This is a genomic window from Moraxella sp. E33BD (assembly GCF_041807865.1).
In the GTDB taxonomy this organism is placed as follows: Bacteria; Pseudomonadota; Gammaproteobacteria; order Pseudomonadales; family Moraxellaceae; genus Moraxella; species Moraxella haemolytica.
In genome coordinates this window covers 1-26998 of sequence record NZ_JBGTZD010000003.1, presented here as the reverse complement: position 1 = coordinate 26998, position 26998 = coordinate 1, and the positions used below count along the sequence as shown (strand labels likewise).

22 protein-coding genes are annotated in these 26998 nt (G+C 42.7%); 10 read left to right on the top strand and 12 right to left on the bottom strand.

All coding sequences use genetic code 11. From position 1 onward, the window contains the following. Positions 1-131 precede the first annotated feature (131 nt). The 4 genes from purH to mrcB form a co-directional block, all read right to left on the bottom strand. On the bottom strand, positions 132-1730 hold the full coding sequence (purH, locus tag ACERC6_RS02210) for a bifunctional phosphoribosylaminoimidazolecarboxamide formyltransferase/IMP cyclohydrolase (protein WP_373627762.1): 1599 nt from the start codon (positions 1728-1730) through the stop codon (positions 132-134). Positions 1731-1996: 266 nt separating this feature from the next. Then, positions 1997-3304, bottom strand: a complete 1308-nt coding sequence (locus ACERC6_RS02205) for an NCS2 family permease (RefSeq protein WP_373627763.1) — start codon at positions 3302-3304, stop codon at positions 1997-1999. Positions 3305-3497: 193 nt separating this feature from the next. Beyond that, positions 3498-4454 (bottom strand): 50S ribosomal protein L11 methyltransferase, encoded by a 957-nt coding sequence (gene prmA / locus ACERC6_RS02200; RefSeq protein WP_373627765.1) that lies wholly within the window; start codon positions 4452-4454, stop codon positions 3498-3500. Positions 4455-4612: 158 nt separating this feature from the next. Next, positions 4613-7021: a penicillin-binding protein 1B gene (gene mrcB / locus ACERC6_RS02195; RefSeq protein ID WP_373627766.1), complete on the bottom strand. Its 2409-nt coding sequence runs from the start codon at positions 7019-7021 to the stop codon at positions 4613-4615. Between the two features lie 295 nt (positions 7022-7316). On the opposite strand from mrcB, the gene ACERC6_RS02190 reads away from it, so the two are divergent. Continuing rightward, on the top strand, positions 7317-9896 hold the full coding sequence (locus ACERC6_RS02190) for a heavy metal translocating P-type ATPase (RefSeq protein ID WP_373627767.1): 2580 nt from the start codon (positions 7317-7319) through the stop codon (positions 9894-9896). Positions 9897-9979: 83 nt separating this feature from the next. On the opposite strand, the gene ACERC6_RS02185 is transcribed toward ACERC6_RS02190, so the two are convergent. Beyond that, the gene (locus ACERC6_RS02185) at positions 9980-10702 is read right to left on the bottom strand and encodes a Bax inhibitor-1/YccA family protein (protein WP_373627771.1); all 723 of its coding nucleotides are present in this window, start codon (positions 10700-10702) and stop codon (positions 9980-9982) included. Between the two features lie 173 nt (positions 10703-10875). Here ACERC6_RS02185 and ACERC6_RS02180 point away from each other — a divergent pair, with 173 nt between their 5' ends. Next, positions 10876-11850, top strand: coding sequence for an NAD(+) kinase (locus ACERC6_RS02180; RefSeq protein WP_373627773.1), 975 nt, complete (start codon positions 10876-10878; stop codon positions 11848-11850). Between the two features lie 14 nt (positions 11851-11864). Then, positions 11865-12155, top strand: a complete 291-nt coding sequence (locus ACERC6_RS02175) for a YeaC family protein (RefSeq protein ID WP_284673125.1) — start codon at positions 11865-11867, stop codon at positions 12153-12155. Positions 12156-12258: 103 nt separating this feature from the next. Here ACERC6_RS02175 and ACERC6_RS02170 read toward each other — a convergent pair whose 3' ends face one another. From ACERC6_RS02170 to ACERC6_RS02155, 4 genes are all read right to left on the bottom strand, one after another. Further along, positions 12259-13890: an ABC1 kinase family protein gene (locus tag ACERC6_RS02170; protein ID WP_373627795.1), complete on the bottom strand. Its 1632-nt coding sequence runs from the start codon at positions 13888-13890 to the stop codon at positions 12259-12261. 4 nt (positions 13891-13894) lie between these two features. Further along, entirely contained in the window at positions 13895-14521 is a 627-nt protein-coding gene (locus ACERC6_RS02165; protein ID WP_373627774.1) for a hypothetical protein, read from the bottom strand. Between the two features lie 9 nt (positions 14522-14530). Further along, positions 14531-15397, bottom strand: coding sequence for a bifunctional demethylmenaquinone methyltransferase/2-methoxy-6-polyprenyl-1,4-benzoquinol methylase UbiE (gene ubiE / locus ACERC6_RS02160; protein ID WP_284673123.1), 867 nt, complete (start codon positions 15395-15397; stop codon positions 14531-14533). A gap of 129 nt (positions 15398-15526) precedes the next feature. After that, entirely contained in the window at positions 15527-16255 is a 729-nt protein-coding gene (locus ACERC6_RS02155) for a hypothetical protein (RefSeq protein ID WP_373627776.1), read from the bottom strand. A gap of 381 nt (positions 16256-16636) precedes the next feature. Here ACERC6_RS02155 and ACERC6_RS02150 point away from each other — a divergent pair, with 381 nt between their 5' ends. The 5 genes from ACERC6_RS02150 (at position 16637) to ACERC6_RS02130 (ending at position 21083) form a co-directional block, all read left to right on the top strand. After that, positions 16637-18226 carry an inorganic phosphate transporter gene (locus tag ACERC6_RS02150; protein WP_373627777.1) on the top strand — a complete coding sequence of 530 codons (1590 nt, stop codon included), beginning with the start codon at positions 16637-16639 and terminating at the stop codon, positions 18224-18226. Positions 18227-18447: 221 nt separating this feature from the next. Next, positions 18448-18717, top strand: coding sequence for a succinate dehydrogenase assembly factor 2 (locus tag ACERC6_RS02145; RefSeq protein ID WP_284673120.1), 270 nt, complete (start codon positions 18448-18450; stop codon positions 18715-18717). Then, entirely contained in the window at positions 18704-19192 is a 489-nt protein-coding gene (locus tag ACERC6_RS02140; protein ID WP_373627779.1) for a hypothetical protein, read from the top strand. The genes ACERC6_RS02145 and ACERC6_RS02140 overlap by 14 nt, the downstream gene beginning before the upstream one ends. Positions 19193-19494: 302 nt before the next feature. Then, a complete protein-coding gene (locus ACERC6_RS02135; protein WP_373627781.1) occupies positions 19495-20214 on the top strand; it encodes a YidB family protein in 720 nt (239 codons plus the stop codon). A gap of 194 nt (positions 20215-20408) precedes the next feature. After that, complete coding sequence (locus ACERC6_RS02130; protein WP_373627782.1) at positions 20409-21083, top strand: HAD family hydrolase; 675 nt, start codon at positions 20409-20411, stop codon at positions 21081-21083. 14 nt (positions 21084-21097) lie between these two features. Here the strand turns inward: ACERC6_RS02130 and dinB are convergent, their stop codons facing one another. The 3 genes from dinB to ahcY all read right to left on the bottom strand — a co-directional run bounded on the left by dinB (position 21098) and on the right by ahcY (position 24912). Beyond that, complete coding sequence (dinB, locus tag ACERC6_RS02125) at positions 21098-22339, bottom strand: DNA polymerase IV (RefSeq protein ID WP_373627784.1); 1242 nt, start codon at positions 22337-22339, stop codon at positions 21098-21100. Beyond that, complete coding sequence (locus tag ACERC6_RS02120) at positions 22249-22965, bottom strand: 16S rRNA (uracil(1498)-N(3))-methyltransferase (RefSeq protein WP_373627785.1); 717 nt, start codon at positions 22963-22965, stop codon at positions 22249-22251. The genes dinB and ACERC6_RS02120 overlap by 91 nt, the downstream gene beginning before the upstream one ends. Before the next feature lie 582 nt (positions 22966-23547). Then, positions 23548-24912: an adenosylhomocysteinase gene (gene ahcY, locus ACERC6_RS02115; protein WP_373627786.1), complete on the bottom strand. Its 1365-nt coding sequence runs from the start codon at positions 24910-24912 to the stop codon at positions 23548-23550. Positions 24913-25211: 299 nt separating this feature from the next. Between ahcY and ACERC6_RS02110 the strand changes: the two genes are divergently transcribed. Next, a complete protein-coding gene (locus ACERC6_RS02110) occupies positions 25212-25577 on the top strand; it encodes an MliC family protein (protein WP_284673114.1) in 366 nt (121 codons plus the stop codon). A gap of 248 nt (positions 25578-25825) precedes the next feature. After that, a complete protein-coding gene (locus tag ACERC6_RS02105) occupies positions 25826-26602 on the top strand; it encodes a TatD family hydrolase (RefSeq protein WP_373627787.1) in 777 nt (258 codons plus the stop codon). The last annotated feature ends 396 nt before the right edge of the window (positions 26603-26998 follow it).

Genomic DNA, 26998 nt, shown 5'->3' with positions numbered 1-26998 from the left:
AATGCGTATACAGATGATTTTATGAGTTGGATTGTTATTTTAGGTGCTTGACTATTACTGTTATACAAAATAAAAATCCCGCCAGTATGACGGAACTTTTATTTTGTTATTGATTGATGATAAATAATCAATCAGTGGCGGAAATGACGCATGCCAGTAAATACCATGGCGATGCCGTGTTCGTTAGCGGCGGCGATGGTTTCATCATCACGCATTGAGCCACCTGGCTGAATGATGCACTTGATGCCAGCAGCAGTGGCATTATCAATGCCATCTCGGAAGGGGAAGAAAGCATCTGATGCCATGACCGCACCTTCAACAGCAAGCCCTGCGTGTTCAGCCTTGATGGCAGCGATGCGAGCAGAATTGACACGACTCATTTGACCTGCACCAATACCGACAGTTTGACGGTTCTTGGCATAAACGATGGCGTTGGATTTAACATATTTTGCCACTTTCCAAGCAAAGATAAGGTCGTCAAGCTCGGCTTCTGTTGGTGCTCGCTCGGTAACAACACGCAAATCATTCTTAGTAATCATGCCCAAATCTTGGTCTTGAATCAACAGACCGCCATTGACACGCTTGTAGTCAAGCTGTGCAGTACGCTCAGTAGGTTCTGGCAATTCACCACAAACCAACACACGCACATTTTTCTTGGTGCCTGTGATGTCAAGTACGCCATCAGCGATGGCAGGGGCAATAATAACCTCAACAAATTGACGCTCAACAATGGTGCGAGCGGTATCAACATCTAGTTCACGGTTAAAGGCGATGATACCACCAAAGGCAGATTCTGGATCGGTCTCATAGGCAAGGTTGTATGCTGTTAAGATGCCATCGGTTGATACTGCTACGCCACAAGGATTGGCGTGCTTAACAATGACGCAAGCAGGCTTGACGAATGATTTGACGCATTCAAGAGCTGCATCGGTATCAGCGATGTTGTTATAAGATAGCTCTTTGCCTTGTAGTTGTTTGGCGGTAGCGACCGATGCTTCTTTGGCGTTTGCTTCAACATAGAAGGCGGCTTTTTGATGTGGATTTTCGCCATAGCGTAGATCTTGGGCTTTGTTTAATTGCGTGTTAAAGGTGCGAGCAAAATCAGCCGTTGGTGTGGCGTCCTCACTTGGGTGGGTGGCGGTGCTGTTTAATCTTGCCCCAAAAAATGAAGCAATCATGCCATCATAATTTGCGGTATGTTCAAAGGCTTTTACCGCCAAATCAAAACGAGTGGCGTAGCTGATATTGCCCGTGTTGTTAATTTCATTTAAGATGCGAGCATAGTCGGCAGGATTGGTGATGATGCCGACATGAGCGTGGTTTTTGGCAGCAGAACGCACCATTGCAGGGCCGCCGATATCAATGTTTTCAATGGCGTCAGACATTTTGACATCAGGCTTGGCAACCGTAGCGGCAAATGGGTAGAGATTGACAGCGACAATATCTATGCGGTCAATGCCATGAGCGGTCATGACTTCATCATCAATACCACGACGACCCAATATCCCCCCATGAATCTTTGGGTGTAAGGTTTTGACACGACCATCCATCATCTCACTAAATCCTGTGTGCGATGAGACTTCAATGGCATTGATGCCTGATTCGGTTAATAGTTTAAATGTACCCCCAGTAGACAAAATGCCAAAGCCTGCATCAATCAGTCCTTTGGCAAAGTCGATAATTCCTGATTTATCTGACACTGACAGCAGTGCAAAACGTTTAAAACTCATAACTCACCTTATAAAAATGGTTGAACATCCAGTTAAACACCCAGTTGAATATCTGGCTTAATATGCCAATTACTGCTTAAGCATATACGAGATTTAATAATAGCATTTTGACGGGGTTTTATAAAGGGGTGATGAGTGCTTATATGCAATTTTCTGTGTTTTATGCCATGTTTTTATTGTGTGCTAGTTGGGCTTGTTTGTCTGTTAATAAAAAAAGTCCAGTCAATGATGGCTGGACTTTTTGCTTGCGACTGTTCTTGGCTAACTTAGCCTACCCAGATAAATTTGATGATAAATAGCAAGGAAACCACAGCAACAGGTGCATTGATTTCTTTATAACGATTTGTGGCGATTTTCATGACACAGTAGCTAATAAATCCAAAAGCAATCCCTTCGGTGATGGAGTAGGTAAATGGCATCATCGCTGCCGTAATAAAGGCAGGCGTGGCTTCGGTCAAGTCTTCCCAACGCACTTTAATAAGACTGCTTGCCATTAAGATGCCAACGAAGACCAGTGAGCCTGCGGTGGCATAGGCAGGAACGATGCTTGCCAAAGGCGAGAAGAAAATGGTGAGTAAAAACAAAACACCTACCACGACAGCTGTCAGCCCTGTACGACCACCCACTGATACACCAGCACCACTTTCAATATAAGTACTGATGGCAGATGTACCCATATATGAACCAACTACGGCACTGGTGCTGTCCACCAATAAAGCCTGTTTCATTTTGGGGAATTTGCCGTCCTTATCGGCAAAACCCGCCTTGTCAGTAACAGCAATCAGCGTACCTGATGAATCAAATAAGTTGACGAGCATAAACGAGAAGATAATCCCGAGTAATGCCACATCTAACGCCCCTACGATATCCACTTGTCCGACCACAGGGGTTAGGGCAGGTGGTAGGGATAGAATCTGCCCTGTAAACTGAACATGATCATCAAAGATGAGTGCAAGGGCGGTAACAATCACAATGGAGACAAGTACGCCAGAATGACGACCTTTGGCAGCCATTGCCACGATGATAAAAAAGCCAAGTACGCCCATTAGGAGTGTTGGTGAATGTAGATTACCCACAGTAACAAGTGTTGCTTCATTTGGTACGACCAACCCCATGTTTTTAAAGCCGATGAGTGCAATGAATAGCCCGATGCCTGCACTGATACCAACACGCAGACCCAAAGGAATGCTTGCCATCAGCCAATAACGCACCCCAAAAATGGTGAGTAAGAATAATCCTACCGACCCCCAAAAGATTGCTCCCATGCCTGTTTGCCATGAGTAGCCAAGTTTTGAGACGACAACAAAAGCAAAAAAGGCATTTAACCCCATAGCAGGGGCAAGAGCAATGGGTAGGTTGCTAAATAGACCGATACCAATCGTACCAAAGGCAGCGATTAAGCAGGTGGTAACAAAGACGACCTGTGTATCCATGCCTGTCACGCCCAAGATGGACGGATTGACAAAGACAATGTACACCATGGTAAAAAATGTAGTGATGCCTGCGATGAGCTCGGTCTTGGCGGTGGTGTTTTTTTCGGTAAGATGAAAGAAGTTATCTAAAAAAGTTTTCATTGGTAGTCCAGCAGATAAGACGAATTAAAAGAACCAATGAAAAACAAAATGTTTTGTTTTTCTGATGAATTGTAACAGATTGGCAAGATAAAGACAAATTAAAAATACAATAAGTTGAGCAGGTGGTCATTAGGTGTACTTTTGCTTATCTTAAGCCTGTATTAGAGAAAAAAATTGGCTTTCAATGCCCAGATTAAAAGCCAATATGATGATGCGTAAGGTGGTGTTGTTTTTTAATGCCAGATAATCGGTGCCAATGATGATCGTCTGCATGTTTATAATTAAAGGCATCATCAAGCGTAAAATATGGTGTATAAGCATCAATGACTGATTGGGTCTGATTGGAGATTAGACCTGCCAACACAATGCTACCGCCATTTTTTAGGAGTGAGTTAAAATATGGTGCAAACTCAATGAGGGGCTTGGCTAGGATATTGGCAGTAATGGTATCTGCTTGTAGCTGATGGCTTTTTTGATAGTCGCTAAATTCGGTTGGCAAAAAGACGGTGAGTCTATCAGCCACGCCATTTAGTTTAGCGTTTTGAGTGGTGGCTAAGATTGCTTGTGGGTCAATGTCCACCGCAAATACTGCTTTTGCCCCAAGCAGTAGTGCCGCTACACCTAGCACACCTGAGCCACAACCGTAGTCAATGACGATTTTGTCGGTTAAATCCTGTGCTGACAACCAATCTAAGCATAGGCGAGTGGTGGCATGATAACCTGTCCCAAAGGCAAGACCAGGGTCTAAGATGAGATTGATGGCGGTTGGGTCAGGAGCGTCTAGCCATTCAGGAACAATCCATAGGTTGCCTGCACATTTAACAGGTTGATAATGAACCATCCATTCACGAGACCAATCTTTATCATCAAGACGAGTTGTCCAAAAACGAGTTGCACCTACTTCGGCAGCGATGCGACTTGCCATGCCTTCAAAGTCTGTGCCAGCAAAACGGTCGTCAGAGTTGGTGTCAAAAATCGCCGTCATGACCACATCTCCCCATAATGGCTCTTCACCAGGTAATGGTTCAAATAAAGGCTCATCTCCTGCATCTTCTAGGATGATAGAAACCGCCCCTTCTTCATAAAATAAAGCTTCGGCAAGCTCAACTTTATCTTGTGAACATTGTAGGTGTAGTTGTTGCCATGACATAATTTTCGCCTTAAATTGATGAGTGAGAGCTAAGTTTGTGATAGATTTTGGTTATTATAGCAGATATGGCAGGCTTTGTCGCTTGCGGTATTGCCATTTGTATCACGATGTTGTTTGGCATTGAGTCATCATGATGGATATATCACAAGGTGGTTGGCTTAGTATGCCATACTCTCGTTCTCTATTAAGTCTATTTGTTCATTTGGTGCGTGCCGATGTTCTTGGGGTGCGACACTCTCTTCGCCATAGCCATCGTGATACTCTTGATGAATCATGTCTGTATCTATCCAGCCATTTTCAACATATGCCACATCATTACCAAATCCATCAATGACGCAATTGGCGTATTGAGCAGGTGCGTACTGGCGGATGATGGGTAGTCGTACGGCGTGCTGACAGTATTCTTGGGACAAAAGACCTGTGCCATTATCCAACCATTGCCATTCGATACCGCTAGGCTGGTCAAGTTGGACGGGTGTATGGTTGAGCGACTGCATGAAGCGTCGCCAAATGGGTAGGGCGTGAGAGCTACCTGTCAATCCCAAGGGTTTGTTGTTATCAAGTCCAACCCAGACTACCGAGACATAATTACCACTATATCCTGCAAACCACGCATCACGACCGTCATTGGTTGTTCCTGTTTTGCCTGCCAGATTTAAAGAGCTGTTAAAATTACCCGCCTTTGCCGTGCCTTGAGTGAATACCTGTTGCATGGCATAGTTGGTTAGATAAGTGGCTTCAGGCGATAGGCGAATTTGGGTGCGTTGATCGCTGTTTTGGAGTATGACGCCTTTATCATCAATGACTTTATTGATGGTGTGTAATGGTGTACTAACACCACCTGTAGCGAAAATCTGATACACACCCAGTATGTCCATGGCGGTCAAATCTACCGCTCCAAGTAGTATTGATGGGTAGGGTGGTAAACTTTGGTTGATGCCTAGTGCTTGTAATTGTTTTTGAAAATTATGCAATCCAAATTCCATGCCAAGATTGACCGCTGCTTGATTGTACGAGTGGGCAAGGGCTTTGGTTAGTGGCGTTGCTCCGTGTGAGACGCCGCCATAGTTTCTTGGTGTCCAAGACTGCCCATCAATGTTGTAGTTAGTAGGGCTATCATCGACACTGCTGGCTAAGTTGTAGCGTCCCGATTGCAGAGCGGTTAGGTAGATGACAGGTTTTAATAATGAGCCGACTTGTCGCTTAGCGTCAATGGCACGGTTAAAACCTGTAAAATCACCACGCCCACCTACCAGCGCAACCACCTCACCTGTGTTAGGATTGGCACTGACCAAGGCGGCTTGTAAGGGGTTTTTTGTGCCATTGATGACGGCGTTATTGGCATGATTTTGGGCGATGGGGTCAAGCGTTGAGATGATGCGAAGCCCTCTGTTTTGTAGGTCCTCTTCTTTATAATATGCTTTTAACTCTCGAGAAATGGCATCAAAAAAATCAGGAAAACGACTTTTGGCGATAATCGGAGTTTTTACCACATCTAAGGGTTTTTGGATGGCATTATCATACTCACTTTGGCTGATTTTTCCTATGGTGAGCATATTATGCAAGACGGTGTTTCGTCTGTCGGTGGCACGCTTTGGGTGTTTTTTTGGGTTGTAATAACTAGAGCCTTTGGCAATGCCAACCAATAAAGCGTATTGGTCTAAACGCAACTCAGAAAGAGGCTTGTTAAAATAAAACTGTGAGGCAATCCCAAAACCGTTTACTGAGCGATTGCCATTTTGTCCTAAGTTAATCTCATTAAGATAGGCAAGTAAAATCTCATTTTTGTCATAATGCAGTTCAAGCAATAGTGCCATAATGGCTTCATTGGCTTTTCGCTTTAAACTGCGTTCTGAATTTAGATAAAAATTCTTGACAAGTTGCTGTGTGATGGTTGAGCCACCTTGTCTTTGACCACCTGTCAGATTGGATAAAATTGCACGAGCTGTACCACGCAAGGATATCCCATGATGCTCATAAAAGTTACGATCTTCGGTAGCGATGAGTGCATCAATTAAGTGCTTGGGCAAGCTGTCTTTATCAAGTAAGATACGGTCTTCATTGTTTTGGGGGTAAATACCGCCCACATTGACAGGCTCTAGGCGTAGCATGCCTTTGGTGGTGGGGTGACTGGTCTGAAGACTGGTAATTTTCCCATTAGAAAAGCTGATTTTGATGGTCTGCTTAGGTTCTATATCGCCATCGCCATAATCAAAACCACGAGTGTAAATCGTGTAGGTTGCCCCTTGCTGTTGATAACCACCTTGTTTGGTGCTGTTTTTGGTATAGTTGAGTAGTTTTAACCAGCTGTCAAGGTCGGTCTGACTAAGTGGTGCATTGGGTGAGAGTTCAAGTGGGCGAGAATAAACCGTTGCAGGAATATCCCAGCGACGATTTTCAAATTTATTGATGATGACACTGTTTAAATAAAATACATAAAGCCCAAGTAAAATCATGGCGGCGAGTACGACCACTAGCACGATAAAGCCTAAAACCGAGCCTTGCTGTTGTTTTGGAGTGTGGTTGTCCAAATGGCTGTGTGGAAGATGGGGGGGCTTAGTGAGCATAAACAGACCTTTATAATCAATGAGATAAACATACTAGCGATTTGTTGATATTTTATCAAGTACTAATTGATTGTTGATTAAAATGATTGATGGCGTGCATGATGGTTTTTGCCTAACTCTTCTAAACATCGCACCGGTGTATGTACAAAATTCACCAGCTTTGTCTCATCAAGAATGTGCAATAACTGTGTTATAATGATACAAGGCTTTAAATAGATTTTGTTTGCCTTAAGGGTGATTTTTATTGCTCTTGAATGTCTTTTAGGCTGATTTTTCAGATTGTTTTGGAGTGATTATGACCATCGATAATAAGATTGATGATGAAATTTCTCAGTCTTTACTCCTGCCTCCTACAGATGCGTGCTTTCATTGTGGTGAAGTGTTACCAAAAGAGCCTTTTTATACCACGATTTTCAATAAAGCTCGTCCGATGTGTTGTTTGGGCTGTCAGCTTGCCTCGCAAAGCATTGTGGATTTACAGCTTGATCAGTACTATCTAGACCGCCGTGAGATTAGCCCAACTGCTAGCCTGCCTGATGTGATGAATTTTGATGCGTATAATCATGATGATATTAAGGCACAATTTGTCTATCAAGAAGATGGTGGTAATACCGCAGAATTATCGGTGGCGAACTTACGCTGTTCGGCGTGCACTTGGCTTATCGAGACTCGTTTAAGAGCGATAGATGGCGTGCGAATGTGTCAGGTCAATCTGACTCAGCAGCGTATGCGAGTCAGTTGGGACGAGCATCGGTGTAGTATTGGTGAGATATTAAGGGCGGTACACTCGGTAGGCTATGATGCTAAGCCGTATCGACAAGATACGCATGAAGCCATGTTAAAACGCCAAAACAAGCAAATGCTGATTCGTCTGGCAATCTCGGCACTTGGGGCAATGCAGGCAATGATGTTTTCCATTGGCATGTATTTTGGGGCATATACAGGCATCTTGTTGGAGCATCGAGATTTCCTGCGGTATGTGGCGTTATTTGTTACCATACCTGTGTTATTCTATTCAGGCGTGCCGTTTTTTGCATCGGCATATAATGCCATCAAGGCTCGCCAAGTAAACATGGATGTGCCTGTTTGTATTGCACTCATCACCACTTTTGCTGCCAGTGTCTATGCAACCTTAACAGGAACAGGCGAAGCATATTTTGACTCGGTATCGATGTTTATTTTCTTTTTGTTGGCTGGTCGTTATATTGAACATAACGCTCGCCTAAAAGCATCAAACATGGCATCTGATTTGGTGGTAATCAATCCCATTTTGGTGCAAAAAATTACTAATGACAACGATCTTGTCGCTAAGTTAACTAAAGATGACACGCTAAGCCGAGATGATAAAAAATCCATCATTGATACATGGTGGCGACAACATCAGGCAAATCAAGAGCTAGTGATAAGCGAAGTCCAAGATAGACTGCTTGCTCAGTCGGTGGAGATTGGCGATGTCATCTGTATTGATGCAGGGTCGCAGATTGTTACCGATGGTATTTTGTTGTCAGAGACGGCGACGGTATCACAGAGTTTGCTAACAGGTGAGAGTGATTTGATTGTCAAGGAGCGTGGCGATGTGGTTGTGGGGGGTGCTCAAAATGATAGTCAGCCTTTTATCATGCTTGTTACGGCTAAGGTTGATGACAGCCAAATCTCTTTGATTGACAGACTGATGAATCGAGCCATGAGCGAAAAACCAAAAATCGCTCAAGATGCGGATAAGATGGCAAGATGGTTTGTGGCACGAGTGTTGGTGTTGTCATGTCTTGTGTTTGCGGTGTGGTGGTTTATTGATAAGCATGAGGCGTTATGGGCGACAGTGGCGGTGTTGGTGGCAACCTGCCCCTGTGCCTTAAGTCTTGCCACACCGATAGCCTTGACGGTATCAACCAATCGTTTGGCATCGCTTGGTTTTTTGGCGACTCGTGGGCATACCATTCAGACCTTATCGGAAGTAAGCCATGCTTGTTTTGATAAGACAGGCACGCTAACGCTTGGGCAGGCGAACCTTTTGGAGACGGTTAGCGTCATTGATAAGACGGACGCTCTAAAAATCGCCGCCGCTCTTGAGATTGGCTCAAAACACCCTGTGGCGTGGGCTATACTAACAGCAGCTCACGGACTGCATTTGCCAAGTGTCAAAGATGGCATCCACCACACGGCAGGTGGTGTGGAGGGGTGGATTGATGGTGTGTGTTACCGCATTGGTCATCAACAGTTTGTGCAACCACAAGGCACACTGCCTACCATGTTGATAGAAAATCTTGGAAAATATCAGGCGAATATGTCGGTGTTGTTATCCTGTATGATTCAGGGTGAGTGGCAAACGGTGGCAAGATTTTATTTTAATGACACCATCAGACAAGATGCTCATGCAATGATTGATGAGCTAAAACGCCAAAATATCACACCCATCATGCTCACAGGCGACCCCAATCCAAGTGCTGTGGAGGTGGCAAAATCGTTGGGAATTGAGCAGGCGTATTTTGGATTGACACCGCAAGATAAAGTCAGTCACATCAAGCAGTTGCAAGCGTCAGGATATACGGTACTCATGGTGGGTGATGGCATTAATGATGCACCCGTTCTGGCGGCAGCAAATGTCTCAACGGCGATGGCAGGTGCGACGGATTTGGCACAGGTGTCATCAGACAGTGTGCTAATGGGTGGCAAAATGATGGCGATTACTCAGGCACTTAGTCTTTCTGCAAAGACACAAAAGATTATCCGCCAAAATTTGCGTTGGGCATTGGCTTATAACGCCATTGTACTGATTCCTGCGGCATTGGGCTATATACCGCCTTGGCTAGCGGCGATTGGTATGTCGATATCTAGTTTGTTTGTGGTGGCAAATGCCATGCGATTAAAGCGATAAATGGCACAATAAAAATCGCACTCTTGGGGTGCGATTTTTATTGCTTTGTGCTAGGCATCTAGCTTATCTGATGAGCTAAGCGATTAGTCGTCTTGTAGGTAGCCAATCAAACGCAAAAACTCAATGTACATCCAAACCAGCGTTGATAAAATGCCAATGCTATACACCCACTCAAATTCACGAGATACGCCATGTTGTACGCCTTGTTCAATATTATCAAAATCTAGCAGTAGGCTAAATGATGCAATCAAAGTAACAAAAACGCTAAAACCGATTGCCACCAAACCACCATCAAATAGGAGTGGCAGGCTTGAACCAAATAATTTAAAACCAAGTTGTACCAGATATAAAATACCGATGGCGATGATGGCTGATGTCAAAATTGAGCGAAATTTTTCAGTAACTTTTACGATGCCTGTGGTGTATAAGGTTAGCATGACAGCGGCGGTAATAAATGTTGCTGATAGGGCTGATAGTGGCACGCTTGGATATCTTGTGTACATGATGGTGCTAAATGCACCAAGTAGCACGCCTTCACACAAGGCATACGGTACAGCCAGACTTTTGGCAAGATGTGGCTTAAAAGCACTAACCAATCCCAATCCCATGCCGGCGAATAGACCGACCAGTGCCAATGGGTATAGCATATTCATGGAAATACCACCCATTAAGGCATAAAAGAACACAGAAAAACCTGCTACAGCCGCCAATGCTAGCAAAAACGCACTTTTTTTGACCACACCGCCAATTGTCATGGCGACACCGCCAACAGCAAGCTCGGTGCGACTTACGATAGGATTTGCCATATTTTTTCCTTAAAATACAAAAATATAGATAAAAAGAATGTCTTGTGATTATAAAGCAGATTTTATAAAAATCAAGAGATTATCTGTGGTGTTTTATACGATTTGTCTGAAACTTTGATTGTACTACTTCTAGCTTTTTTGGTATCATATGCTTTATTTAACCTTAGAATTGTATGTCCAATTTTGCCAACAATCACCCAAAGCGTCCGCCATTTCGCCACATTGCCCTATTGGGTCGTGCTGGCAAAAGCAGTGTGGTTGAAACCTTAAATGAACTCATCAATTTGCTTGATGAGCGTGATTTATCAATTGTGATTGACACAGAAACTGCTGCCATTGAAGGCTTACAGATAGATTTTGATAAAGTGGATGGTCATCAGTTAAAGATTGTGCCTCGTCAGAAGATTGGCGAGCATTGCGATTTTGCCATCGTAGTGGGTGGTGATGGTTCAATGCTTCAAGTAGCAAGCGTGATGGCAGGGACCGATGTTCCTGTGCTTGGCATCAATCGTGGTCGGTTGGGTTTTTTGGCGGATGTGAATCCTGATGAGCTGACCGAGCGAGTAACACAGGTTTTAGATGGGGAGTACTGGTTGGTTGAGCGGTTTTTATTGACCTTTAAAATCGTTCAAAATGACGAACATGGCAAGCCAACCGATGTTGTTATTCATGAAGATGTGGCGTTGAATGATGTGGTGCTACACGCAGGCAAATCAGTGCATACCATTGATTTTCAACTAAAAATTAACGACTATAATGTCTATCGCCAGCACGCAGATGGGCTGATTGTATCCACTCCTACAGGCTCGACAGCCTATTCGCTTTCGGCAGGTGGACCCATTATTCATCCGACCATTGATGCGATTTGTCTTGTTCCTATGCATCCGCACACACTATCAAGCAGACCGCTTGTGGTGGCAGGTAGCAGTCAGATTGCCATTAATATCCATAAGGATAATCGCACACAACCGATGGTTGGAGCAGATGGCAAGGCATCAGCACCACTTGATAATGATCAAACACTACTCATTACCAAGCATGATAAGACATTGTTGTTGCTACATCCACCAAGCTACAACTTTTATGAAGCGTGTCGCACCAAGCTTAATTGGAATCTATATAGCGAAGAATTTTCACTAAAAACTTAAATCGTAGGACCATCATGAATAAACAAGATATCTTAAATAGCCTAAACCCTGAGATTGTCGCTAAATTTCGCACTGCCATTGAGATTGGCAAATGGGAAAATGGCGTGCGATTAACCGATGAACAGCGACAGACTTGTATGCAGGCGGTCATGGTTTGGGAGCATGAATATCTACCAACCGAAGAACGCACAGGTTATATTGAAAAACCAAAGGACGATAAAGGCAATACCATCGGCGAAGAATGCGATGTTGAGCATGAGCATCATTATCCTAATGCCGAACGACCTGTTGTGTTTAAGAATTAAAGATGGCAAAAGGCATCAAAAAGGGCGATATTCTCGCCCTTTAGCTTTGTTATTGGATACTTGTGATTATTAACCAACCTATTTATTGTTTGCGATATGTCTGTTATACCAACACCCGCCAAATCACAAAAATAATCGCCAGTAGATGAAATAGAATACCCACCCACCAAATTGGCACGGTCAGCCCAATGGCAATTAAGCCAAAAAATCCACCGAGGGCAATCCAATCATAGCGTTTTTGATTAAGAAAATCTGCTCTTAGGGCTTGAATTTCTCTAAGCTCTTTATCCTGCCTTGCTCCTAATGTTGCCAGAGATTGAATGCCTTGACCAAGTAGCTTGGGTAGCTCGGTGGTGGATAGTAGTAGTTCTGGTGCTTTAGCTTTTAGTTCGTTGAGATTTTTGACGGGGTCAAGCTGATCTTTGACCCATGCGGTAAGTATCGGCTTGGCGAGCGACCAAATATCAAGCTCTGGATACAACTCACGCCCCAATCCTTCAACATGAACAAGAGTCTTGAGCAGTAGCATTAGCTGTGGTGGTATGCTCATCTGATGACGGCGAGCAATATTTAAAATCTCAAATAAAATGCCTGCAAAGTCAAGTTCGCTCATTGGTTTGGAGACCATGGGGCTGACTGTGCGTGCCATGTCTTTAATTAAAGCGTGTTTATCAGCAGACGGCGGTATCCATCCTGCTTGTGCGATGATGTCCACAAGTATGGTGTAGTTGCCATTCATGACTGACAGCAGGAGGCGTGCCACAACCAGCTGGTCATCAGGGGCAAGCTGTCCCATGATGGCACAGTCTAGTCCCAAATAGCGAGGGTGGGCGACTGCACCGCCATCAGGCAATGTCTCTACAAAGATATTGCCAGGGTGCATATCAGCATGAAAGAAATTATCACGAAATACTTGAGTAAAAAATATCGTCAGACCATTTTTGGCAAGCTCGGCTCTGTCATAGTCCAAAGAATCAAAGGTTTGGGTTTGTGAAATGGGTACGCCAAAGATACGCTCACAGACCATGACTGATTTATTGGCGGTATATACTTCTGGCACATAGATAAGTTTTGACCCCAAAAAATTATCACGCATCTTAGTGGCGTTGGTAGCTTCTAGGGTTAGGTCTAATTCATTGAGCATGATTTGCCGATAATCCTCGACAATACTAACGATATGGACAGCTCGAGCTGACTCTAATCGAGCGGATAGCCAAGCAGCAAGCTCTCTTAAAAGCTCAAAGTCTTTGATGATGACCGCCTTGATATTAGGTCGTACGACTTTGACAACCACCTCACGACCATCCGGCAGGGCAGCGGTGTGTACTTGAGCGATACTGGCAGCAGCTAATGGCTTATCATCAAAGCGAGCAAATAGCTCATGGATGGGTTTGCCCAAGCCGACTTTGGGGTCTTCAATGCTGTCTTTTAAGGTGCTGATGTCAAAAGGGGTAACTTTGTCTTGTAATAAAGACAGTTGGGAGATGATGTTTGGTGGCAGTAGGTCTGAGCGAGTGGATAAAAGCTGACCTAGCTTTAAAAATAGGGTCCCCATTTCTTCAAGAGCCAGCTTTACCCCTAGGGGGTTGTGCGATTTACCGATACTGGCTGGATGTATCCGAATGAGTCGTGCAAGCGGAGCAAGTTCTGGCACTTCGTCAAAGTGTGTGTCTAGGCGGTATTTGGCAGCGATTCGGTATAGGGCTAACAGGCGATTCTTATGGGGAATGAGCATGGCTTTAGTTTGATGGTTGGTTTTGTAGGTCATTTAAGCGTGCTTGTTCACGCTCGATGTCGCTTTGTAGGCGAAGCAATTCTTGCTTTTTTTGATGGATAAGTGCATCAAGGTTGTCTGTATTTGCTTTATTGGGGGTTAGTCCATCGATTATTAAAGATTTGATGGATGATAAAATGGGCATAACAATCGGCGAGCATTCTTGGATAGCTAGGTGAGCGTAGCTGGTGGCGTTTTTACCAATGAGATGCTCAAGCTTATCTAGCACATCAGGACTAAAAGATGATATCAGCTCTTTGATTTGCAGTAGTACCTGATGGTCGCCCTTAATGGGTAAATTACCTGATGGGTTTTGCATTAGGGTTGGTAGCTCACCCACATCAGTTACTCGCAAGGTGCAATCAGGGTGGATAATAATGCCTTGTGGCTCAAAGATACTTTGACTAACAGGTTCAAAACGCAAATGATCATCACAAAACAACACATCAACGCTAAGCTCTGGCTTGTCTATGACAATACGCAGAGTCTTGCCTGATAGCATTTGTAGATGCTTGATGGCAAGGGGGTCGGTGTGAATTGCTGTATTGATGAGTTTTTCTGCCAATCCTAATGCAAGCGTTGCAATCATCATCAAGACGCCTTATCTAGCCTTAAAGCCACGATGCACCGCCACGATACCACCTGTGAGATTGTGATAATCACAATTTACAAAGCCTGCTTGTTCCATCATTGCTTTTAGCGTATTTTGGTCTGGGTGCATACGAATTGACTCTGCCAAATATTGATAACTGTCGCTATCACCTGCAACAATCTTTCCCATGAGGGGCAGGGCGGTAAAAGAGTATAAATCATAAGCTTTTGATAAAGGCTCAAAGACAGGCTTACTAAATTCAAGCACCAGTAGCCGTCCGCCTGGTTTTAGGACACGATACATGGCTTCTAAGGCTTTTTGTTTGTCGGTAACATTACGCAAACCAAAACTGATGGTAACCAAATCAAAAGAATTATCTTCAAATGGCTCAAGCGTCTCGGCATTAGCCAACACAAAATCAACATTATTACAGCCGGCGTTAATTAGGCGAGTGCGACCCACTTCAAGCATCGCTTCGTTGATGTCAGAGAGTACCACACGACCCGAGCGACCCACTTCACGACTAAATACCTTTGCCAAATCTCCTGTACCACCTGCGATATCTAGCACGCTTTGACCTGAACGCACGCCTGTTAGGCTGATGGCATAGCGTTTCCATAGACGATGAATACCAAAACTCATCAGGTCATTCATGATGTCGTATTTACTGGCAACAGAAGTAAAAACTTCGGCAACCTTGCGTTGTTTGTCTTTGGCGTTAACTGTCTGATAACCAAAATGTGTCGTCTCACCGATGTGTTCTGAATAGGTGGCAGAAGATTGGTCTGTATTGGCAGTCTGCATGGCAGATTGACCTTGCGGTGTGCCTGTGGGGAGAATGTTTGGGTTGGTAAAGGTGTTATTGTCTTGGCTCATGACTTTTATCCAAATGTTGATTTTTGTGTGTGATTGAATATCTGTGATGCTAAATTTACATTTTTAATCATGCTTAATGATACTATAATTCTGTTTATTTTGATACAAAAATCCGTATATTACTCATAATCATTCATAAACACGCCCTTGATGATAAATGCGTTCAATGGTGGCAAGCTCAGTATGTTCAAATGGTTTGGTAAAATCTTCAATCTTGTTAATGGTGTTGATGGCGTGCAATCCATCATGAATAAAGTCGTACAAAGGCTGATAGCCATGATGATAAGCGGTGGATTTGGCAAGAGTAAAAGCCTTTTTAAGTAAAAAGGAATTAAATTGTAAATAAGATTGTTCGCACACTTCTTTGATGTTTTTGATTTGAATGATTCGCTCTTGTTGATTATCAACACCGTGATAGGCTTTTACCATCAACTCATTGTGTACGCCTTGGGTCAAAAAAGAGTGGTAAAGTGCGTCATTTTGGTGGATAAACTGGGCAATTTTTAGGTCAAGTTGTATGGCAAGTACGGCAGCCTTGACACCCAAGATACCTGTAGCAAGTGTCTTTTGGGGGATGAGTTTTTCTAGGCGACCTGAGCCATTTAAGGCGTTGTTTCCTGCGGTGAGTAGCTGTTTGGCAATCGCATCAAACTCTTTATTGCCGTAGATTTGACCGATTAGATAATGTGCAAGCGGTGCGGTTTTTGGGTTGTTAAATAGGCTTTGGCTGGTGTTGTGGATACGCTGTTTTTGCCACTGCTGTACCCCAAAAAATACTTTATTAAGTTCGCTGTTGCTATGGTGGGGTAGGGTTTGGTAGTGAGTTAGAGTATCAACCAATAATTGAATCTGCGACATAAACAAATCTCTGTGCAAGTGGTGCAAAGGTAAAAAGTGGATATGATGATGGATTATGTGGCGATTGTGATTAAAAATTTCAATCTTACTGGGTAATTCATGTCATCATTTTCATTGGTTCTATCTTTTAGGTTGCCTGCTTGGTATATCGGCATCAAAATTTAAGCGTGTTGTATTGAAATGTCTGTGAGTGATAAATTTAGTGATAAAATACTGCCAATATGTTAAAATTATCATAAAGCTGTCATAAAACAACTATACTTGTCAAGTTGTCATCATGATGGTTATTTTTTAGGTTTATTTATCTTACTTGGTTGATGGGTCTTTTTTGGAGTGTGTCGCCGAATAGGCATATAAAAAGATCAGTATTTTGGGGGATTTATGGTTAATTCAGCAAAACAAACTACACCGATGGCAGCGAACATCTTTTTTGCGTTGTTGCTTGTGGGCATGTGTATCTATTTTACCATGTGGGGGCTGTCTTATACGGCTCATCAGCAGGTATTGCTATTCATGCTTGCCAGTTTCTTTGGCATATTTATGGCATTTAACATTGGCGGTAATGATGTTGCCAACTCATTTGGCACTTCTGTGGGGGCGGGTACACTATCTGTTTCTCAGGCACTTGCGGTGGCGGCGATTTTTGAGGTATCAGGTGCGGTTTTGGCAGGTGCAGCGGTTACCGACACCATTCGTAGTGGCATTGTTGATATTGCCCAACTAGGTGTTTCGCCCAACCAGTTTATCTATTTGATGTTATCAGCGTTGGCAGCAGCAGCGTTTTGGCTGTTGTTTGCGACCAAAAAAGGCCTGCCGGTATCTACCACACACGCCATCATTGGCGGTATTATTGGTTCATCCATCGTGCTTGGCATCAGTGTTGGCGGTAGTGAGCTTGCATTTTCTACTGTAAAATGGTCAAAAATCAGCGAAATCGCTGTTTCTTGGGTAATCTCTCCCTTGCTTGGCGGTCTATTGTCTTATATTTTGTACAGTCTGATTAAGCGTAATATCTTGGCTTATAATGATAAAGTGGAAATCCATGTCAAGACGCTAAAGACTAAAAAAAAGATCATCAAGCGTGAACAAAAAGAATATTTTGAAAGACTTGGTGAGAGTGAAAAGCTACCTTACACCACAGCACTACTTCGTGATCAAGAGACTTTTAATGGGGGTGATTGTGTCCGTGAAGAGATAGAAACTGAATATTACCGTTCATTGTATGACATTGAGAATGAGCGTGGCAATCTAGACACCCTAAAAGCTCTAAAAACATGGGTGCCACTTATTGCAGCCTTAGGTGCAATCATTATGACTGCGATGGTTGTTTTTAAAGGTCTAAAGAACACTGGTCTTAGTTTAACAACACTACACGCAAGCCTAGTGATGGGCATGATTGGTGCTATGGCTTGGCTGACAGCGTTCATCTATACCAAAACAATCCGTGGTAAGCACAAAGAAGACTTGGGTAAGGCGACTTTTATCATGTTTAGCTGGATGCAGGTATTTACAGCGTGTGCTTTTGCATTCTCGCATGGCTCAAATGATATTGCCAATGCGGTCGGTCCTTTTGTGGCGATTTTAGATGTGATTAAAGAAAACGCCATTGCTGCTAAGGCTACTGTGCCTGCACCTGTGATGTTAACTTTTGGTGTGTCTTTGGTGGTGGGTTTGTGGTTCATCGGTAAGGAGGTTATCCAGACCGTTGGCACAAATCTTACAGAAATGCACCCAGCATCAGGTTTTGTTGCTGAGCTTGCTGCTGCAGCAGTTGTGATGGGTGCATCTAGCTTGGGCATTCCTGTTTCTAGTACTCATATTTTGGTTGGTGCGGTTTTGGGTATTGGTATTGTCAATAAAAACACCAACTGGAAGCTGATGAGACCTATTGGTTTGGCGTGGGTGATTACCTTGCCAGCTGCCGCTGCCATGAGTGCAATTATATTTGTGATATTAAGTAATGCACTATGAGCTAGTAAACAAATGATGTCAATAAAAATAGCCCCAATGGGGCTATTTTTATTGCTTGTTGAATGGCTTGTGTTACGCACCACTTGCCTAATCTAGAAAATTTTCCTAAAGAAAATGCAAGTACTACTCTCAAGTTGTGATAAATTTGTTATACTTAGCCCATAAAAATCCATTGATTAGATGGCGTTTGGTCATCAGATATCATTCACTAGGAGTATGAAATGACTACCCATATTGAACCAACATTAGAACAAAGACGAGTGATCTATCAGGCACGGCGTGGATTAAAAGAGCTTGATTATTATATTGACCCTTATGTTAAACTACACTATTTATCCGCCCCCGATGATGAGCAGACTGCTTTTACTCGTCTGCTTGAGTATGAAGACCCTGATTTATTATTGTTCTTTTTGGGGCAAGAGCGTCCTAATGATGAGAGTGTGGCACGGCTGATTGATCGAATAAAGCAATTAAAATATGCCGATGAATAAATCTGCTAACCTTAAGCCTAAAATTTCCAAAAATCCTTTACCAGTCAGTTTGACGCTTGGCAGGCGTGTATTTAGCATGGCAGAGAGCGTATTTGTGTTGGTGGTGCTTGGGCTGTCATGGCACCATCTATTATGGTGGCAGTATGCGATATTATTCATCATGTCTTTGTTAGTGATTGCTAGGCGATTGTTGGGTTATCGGGTGTTATCCTTAGATTGCACTTATATTGATGAGCTTTGGGATATCGGTGTAAAAAACAATGGTCAGATGACCATCTGGCATGGCTATCTGTCAGAGATTAAAGAGGTATTTGGCGGTCAAAAGGGTGTATTTTTGCGTTTTTATGTCATTATGCCGAATAAACGATTCATCAATGTTGTCATTTATGAAAAAGACATTGATGAGACGAACTTTCGTCGGCTACTTGGTCTGTGTCATGGCATCGGTAAGATCTCTCAAGGTTTTTATGGCTAAGGTAAACTTGGGTGGCTGAAACCTTATATTTTGTTATTTGATTTCACCGATGATTTTATTGATTGAGCATTAAATACTTATTGACTGTATCCATGATTAACAAAACTTTGCCGTAATACCGCCAGTATCACCAAAACAACCACCGAAATTTACATAATGCACACATTTTATTATATGGATTTTGATAAGATGGTGGTAATTTGAGTTTGTAATGAGATTGTCTGGCACCAGTCTTGTGATTGGCTAAAGCTTATCAATAATTGACAATCAAGTTTTATGATGTGCTTATTAAGGATTTTATCATGAGTTTATTGCAGTCTATCGTAACCCAAGTTGTGCAAAATGCCCTAAATGACAATAACAACACCCAAGGTAATACCCAACACACACAGCAACAAGGTGGTTTGGGTGGTATGCTTGGTAGCCTAGTGGGTCAGCAGAATAATAATACAGGGCTTGGCGGTATATTAGGTCAGGTGCTTGGTAGTCAGATGGGTGCGAATGCCAATCAAGATGGTTTGGGCGGTTTGTTAGGCGGTCTACTGGGCGGGCAAACCCAAAATCGTCAAGCAAGCCCAACTGACTTAGGCGGCATTCTTGGGAGTCTGTTAGGTGGTCAAACACAAGCTCAAGGTCGCCAAAGTGTTGGCTTTAATAAATCCACATTGCTTCTTGCTTTATTGCCTATCGTGCTAAATTATATTCAAAAAAATGGCGGTCTGTCAGGTGTTCTGGCGAAATTTCAAGGGGGTGGACTGGGTAATCATGCTCAATCTTGGGTCAGTATTGATAGGGATAATGATGGCATTGATGCTGGCGACATAGCAAGATTGTTTGATAGCCAAGACATTAAAAAGGTCTGCTCTCAGACAGGAGCAAGTGAACAGGAGGTCTGTCAAGGTATCGCTGAGTTGCTACCACAAGTGGTTAATGACTTAACACCGCAGGGCGGTCTGAATAACGAAAAAGAAGCAAATGATGAAATCGATCAAATTTTAGCCCAGTTAAAAGGCAGATTTTGATCGGCTGAGTATTTATTAAATAAAACCATCAGTTCTCTGGTGGTTTTATTTTTTGATTTTGATGGTGTGATGTTGCTTTTGGCAGGTGGTTTTGTAGCGGTGTGTTTTGATGTAAGATGGTTGTTTAAGAAAGAAACTATTTAGCTTTGTCGGTTTTTTTGTTATGATGATATTTTTTGATGATGGGGATGAAAATGGCAAATTTAGCGTTGTTTGACTTGGATATGACCATGCTGAATGTGGATAGCGACCACAGTTGGGGGCAGTTTATTGTCAATAAAGGTCTGGTAGATAAGGCGGTTTATAAAGATGCCAATGATAAATTCTACCAAGATTATATCAATGGCACGCTTGATGCGGTGGAGTATAATGAATTTGTGGCGGCATTTTTGACCACCAAGAGTATGGTAGAGCTATATGCTTACCGCAAAGAGTATCTAGATACTTGGATTGTGCCAAACATGCGACCAAAGGCGATTGCTCAGATTCAGGCTCATAAAGAAGCGGGCGATTTGGTGGTGGTTATCAGTGCAACCAATGATTTTGTGGTCAAGCCCATCGCTAATTTGTTCGGTGTTGATGATGCACACACACTGGCAACCGTGCTTGAAATTTGTGATGATAAATACACAGGGCGAGTGGGTGGACGACCAAACTTCAAAGAGGGTAAGCTGTACCATCTTAATGAGTTGATCAGCTCGTATAAGAATAAAGGTGTTATTTTTGACAAATTGATTGCATATTCGGATTCTAAGAATGATTTGCCATTACTGAGTTTTGCTGATGAGGCAATATGTATCAATCCTGATGAGATTTTAACAGCTGAAGCAAAGGCTAGGGGCTGGCGAATTGAGGATTGGTCCTTATAAAGATTTACTAAGCATCATAAAAAATACCGAGTATGGCGACTTAAATGTCGCCATTGTTGATTCATGTAACTAATCAAATAAATCCAACTGCTCGGTGCTGTCATCAATGCTTTCAAGAGTTGAAAAGGTAACGCCCACCAGACCACGGGCAGGTGCTTTGGGCTGGCGTGATACAGCTTGATTAGCCATGGCATTACATGATTTGCATCTTTAAAAGGCGATTTGACAGAATGGCTACGAGTAATCTGGCTAAAATCGCTGTATTTTAATTTTAGTGTTACGGTATAGGCACGCATTTTTCGCTGTACCAAATCTTGCCATGCTTCTAGATTTTGTTCGTTGATTTTTTGGAGAATGAGTTGATCATCGGTGGTATTTTCACTAAAGGTAATCTCGGTGCCGATGGATTTTCGCACACGCACCGCCTTGACTTCTCTATCGTCTATTGCATGGGCAATGTTGTGATAAAACTGCCCACGCTTATTGCCAAACATTTCTACTAACTGTATCAATGGTAGGTTGCTTAAATCTTGCCCTGTAAAGACGCCTATTTCGTGTAGGCGTTTGGTACTTGCCTTGCCAATGCCATAAAATCGTTCAATGCTAAGTGTGCTAATGAAAGCGTCTGCCATATCAGGGGTGATGACAGCGATGCCGTTGGGTTTGTTGATATCGGAGGCGATTTTGGCAAGCATTTTATTAAAAGACACGCCTGCTGATGAAGTCAGTCCAGTTTGTCGATAAATCTCGCCACGAAGCCAGTTCGCCATGAGTGTGGCTGAGCCATTGCAGTAGTGCTTGCCAGTAACATCTAGATAGGCTTCGTCCAACGATAATGGCTCAACTAGACTGGTGAGCTTTAGCATGATGGACTTGATTTGGTTGCTGATACTACGATATACATCAAAGCGAGGGCGGACAAAGATGGCTTGAGGGCAGCGTCTCTTGGCTTCATAACAGCTCATCGCCGAATGCACGCCAAATTGACGCACTTCATAACTGGCAGCAGCAACCACGCCACGCCCATTGGGGTCGCCACCAACGATGAGTGGCTTGCCCTGATAGCTTGGATTGTCTCTTTGCTCCACGCTGGCAAAAAAAGCGTCCATGTCCAAATGAATGATTTTTCGCATGCGATGAACTGTCTCTTGATTGTCTTTTGTGACTATTGAGTGATGTCGTGCAATGTCTGTAAGGCAGATAATGCCACCACGGGGGCGGTCTCGGTGCGTAGTACTCGCTCGCCTATCGTCCATGCGTGAAAGCCATGAAAGATGGCAAGCTCAATCTCTTTAGAAGACAATCCCCCTTCAGGACCGACCAACAAAGTAATGTCGTCAGGCAACCGTGGGGTGAATTTGCCATCGCTGACAGCCATCATCAGTTTTAGTGCAGACTGATGGATGCTAAGCCATGATGCTAGGTCAATCGGTGGTAGTATGCTAGGAACAATGTTTAGTCCGCATTGCTCACAGGCAGCGATGGCGATATTTTGCCAGTGTATGAGTTTCTTTTTGTCTCTTTCGTATTTTAGGTGTTCTTGGCAGTAATCGCTGGTGAGTAGCTGAATGTGTCTGACACCCATTTCGGTTGCCTTTTGAATAGCGTAATCCATGCGTTCGCCACGACTCATCACTTGACCTAGTGTTACGGCATAAGGCGGTGTGCGGTTGGTTGGGTTGTGTGTGTCTAGGCGGACAGTTGCTGATTTTTGATTCATGTCAATGAGTGTGGCGGTATATTCGCCACCTTGTCCATTAAATAAAATGGCGGTATCTCCAACTTTTGCACGCAGTACCTTACACCAGTGATGATGTACTTGATTGGGTAGGATAAGGTGCTGATTTATATTTAGGGGCTCTGCTACAAAAAAACGATTCATGAGTGATCCAATAATAAAGTGATGATAATCAAAACAAAAAATCAAATAACAATCACAAGATACAGGTCTTTTGGTTGGATTGACTAGAAAATGAGTGCCAAACCAATACCTTGTTATATTTGATGGTGCCTATGCCACCAAAATGCAAACCCAATACTCTTTCGTTAATGGTAACAACACCCTTTGTTGTTTCCCTTTGGGCTTTAAGGTGGGTTTATTGAACTTGTGTGCCATTGCCTAATAATACATCAATATGGCCGAAATGATTTATTTGGTTTTGGGTGTTTGTTTTGGTTTTGTGGTGAAATGGCTTTAAAAAGGGGTGGGTATTTTTTGATTGTTGTTTAGCATGGCTGTTTTTGAGTGTGATTGATATTGTTTTAAGGATTTAATAAAACCTTTGGGTTGTTTAAATCATTCATAAGTGTTGGGTTATATTAGAAACTCTTCATAAGAATATTGAATGTCAAATCAATAAGGGCAATGCTGAGTATTTAATGGTGTATAAAATTGGCATAAGATACACGCAATCAATGGATTGACCCATGTCAACCCATTGATGTGGCTATCTATTTTGGTGGGTTAGTATTTATACTCGTTAGATTTAAATGGACCTTCAACGCTTACGCCCAAATAATCTGCCTGCTCTTGGGTCAGCTTGGTAATGACACCATTAAAGCCAGCAACCATAGCAGCAGCGACTTCTTCATCTAATTTTTTGGGCAGAACCTTGACATAGACTTTGCTGGATTTTTCTTCAGTGGGTAGATTGGCAAATTTTTCTTTGTATAGATGAATTTGAGCCAGTACCTGATTGGCAAATGAGCCGTCCATAATGCGTGAGGGGTGCCCTGTGGCATTGCCTAGATTGACAAGACGCCCTTCGCTTAGCAAGATTAAATAATCGCTGTCATCATCTGAGCGATAGACTTGATGAACTTGAGGCTTAATCTCTTCCCAACGCCAGTTTTTACGCATAAAGTCGGTATCAATCTCTGTGTCAAAATGCCCAATATTGCATACCACTGCAGTGGATTTTAATGCCTTTAACATTTCACTGTTGCAGACATTGTAGTTACCTGTGGTGGTAACAACAAGGTCGGTATCTGACAACAGGGCGGTGTTGACACCACAAGATTGGTCGCCATTGATGAAAGGCGATACCACTTCATAGCCGTCCATACATGCTTGCATCGCACAAATTGGGTCAACTTCAGAGATACGCACAATCATGCCTTCTTGACGCAAAGACTGAGCAGAGCCTTTGCCTACATCGCCATAGCCAACAACCAAAGCACGGCGACCTGATAGTAGCATATCGGTGGCACGCTTGATGGCGTCATTGAGTGAATGACGGCAGCCGTATTTATTGTCGTTCTTGGATTTGGTGATGGCATCATTGACATTGATGGCAGGGACTTTTAGCTTGCCATTACCTAGCATCTCAATTAAGCGGTGTACGCCCGTTGTGGTTTCTTCGCTGATGCCATGAATATGCTCTAGCATTTGTGGATATTTTTCGTGAATGAGTGCGGTCAAATCGCCACCATCATCTAAGATAAGATTGGCATTCCAAAGTTTGCCATCCTTGTGAATCTGTTGTTCCAAGCACCATAGGTATTCTTCTTCGGTTTCGCCTTTCCATGCAAAAACAGGAATACCAGCTGCAGCAATGGCAGCGGCGGCATGATCTTGGGTGCTAAAAATATTACATGAAGTCCAGCGAACTTCTGCTCCAAGTGCCACCAAAGTCTCAATCAAAACAGCTGTTTGAATGGTCATGTGGATACATCCGACGATTTTTGCACCTTGTAGCGGTTTTTCGTCAGCGTAGCGTTTGCGAATGCCCATTAGGGCAGGCATTTCGGTCTCAGCAAGGCGGATTTCTTTGCGACCAAACTCAGCTAAAGTAATATCAGCAACTTTGTAGTCAGTAAATGCAGACATCTGTCCACTCCTTAAATAAATGGTTAAAGAAATGTGCAGATGTCGTTGTTTTTTAATTATTAACAAAATAATTAAACCAAGCCTGACCTTAGTGCGATTAAGATTAAGGGTGCAACATCTCTTGGTGTTGCATATTTTACTAAAATCGTCAGGATTTGACAATAAAGTCGTTTTGATTTATAGTGTGGATAAGAATATAGATGATGTATTTCTTGTTTGAAGGTGTGTTTTGATGATGATTCATCGTTTAGATGCCTTTAACACTTAAACATCTTTAATCTCAAATGGGAGTTTAACATATGAAAAAAATCGCTTCTTTAGTTGCTGCAAGTGCTGTAATCTTAGTAGGTTGTGCAACCAACTCTAACACCGCAAGCAATAATATGACCGCTAAGGCACAACCAGCCATTCAGCATTTTAGCTGTGAAAACGGTTTGAGCGTTGCAGTAAAGCACTTGGGTAATGATCAAATCGAGCTTACTACTAACGACAATAAAAAAGCCATCTTAAGCCAAGCAAGATCGGCATCTGGTGAGCTATATACTGCTCATACAGGTCTATGGGGCTATGGTGGTCAATGGCATCAAAAAGGTAGCCAAGCTTACTTTGAGTATGTAGGTGTGCATGGTGGTGCTGCCAAGAACACCAGCTGTACTACTCGTTAATCATCATCAGATAAGCCAAAAAATAAAGCCACTTAATTATAGTGGTTTTATTTTTTGTTTTTTGGTTATTTAAAACTGAAGTATTTATCCTTGTGTATTTGTGTTTTAATGGAGGAGTTAATATCTAAGCCATGCTGATAAAAGCAAGAGATAATATTGGTTTTTGAATACCGCTTAAGAGATGGCGGATTTGCCAAAAAGGGATAAAAATGCGTTATAATGACTGTTTTTACTTGATTTGAGTAGCTATGTATACTGACAGCCACGCCCATTTGACTTATTTAGAACCTTATCAACACAACCCATCTGCTTTACTAGATAATCTAAAAGCCATGCAAGTCAGCCGTGTTATGGCGATTTGTTGCAATTTTGATGAAATACACGACATTGAACGCTGGGTGGGATTGTCTGATGAAAAAATTGATATTGGCATGAGTATTGGTGTTCACCCTTGCCAAGATAAAGAGATGCTAAGGTCGGTTTGGATTGATGATTTTATCAGCTTGAATCATGATAAGGTTTGGGCGTTTGGTGAAACAGGGCTTGATTATCATTGGGATAGCGATAAAAAAGTGGAGCAAAAGCACAGCTTTGCTACGCACATTCATGCCAGTCAATCTCTCAAAAAACCCATCATTGTCCATACTCGAGCCGCCTATCACGATACCTTAGATGTATTAAAGGCGGAGAAGTGCGAGCATGGTATTATTCATTGTTTTACTGAAGATTATCATTTTGCTAAAACCGTCCTTGATTTAGGCATGTATATTTCCTTTTCTGGTATTGTGAGTTTTAATAAATCCCAAGACTTAAGAGAAGTGGCAGCCAAATTACCACTTGATCGTATTTTGATAGAGACAGACAGCCCCTATCTTGCCCCCACACCCAAGCGTGGACGAGACAATGAGCCAAGCTATGTGCCTTATGTAGCACAAGCATTGGCAAAAGTTTATGGCAAAAGTAGCGAAGAGATAGGTCTGATTACCAGTGCTAATTTTGACAATTTGCTCAATCAATATCAATAAATCATGTAAAGTATTCATTAGCGACCACAAAAAACCCTTAAACTATTTACCATATCAGCAAAGAACTCATTAATGACCAATTTTATCAATATGAATAAAAGAATATCTGTTGCCCCGATGATTGATATTTCCACTATTTAATATAAGTTATTGAAATTAAATATTTTTTGATAAAATAAATATCAAATGGTGTAAATTTGGTGTTAAATTATACAATAAAACCCAAGTTTTGACTTGGGTTTTTGGTTTATTCTTCGTTGCCAGACACCTTATAACCCCTAAACCTCACAATCTCATTCCCAGCCCATTCATTGATGATTTCCAGCCGAGCTTGTAGTGGCATGATTTCATTTCGCCAAAACATTTCAGATGCATCACGAATTGAGCCAAAACCGC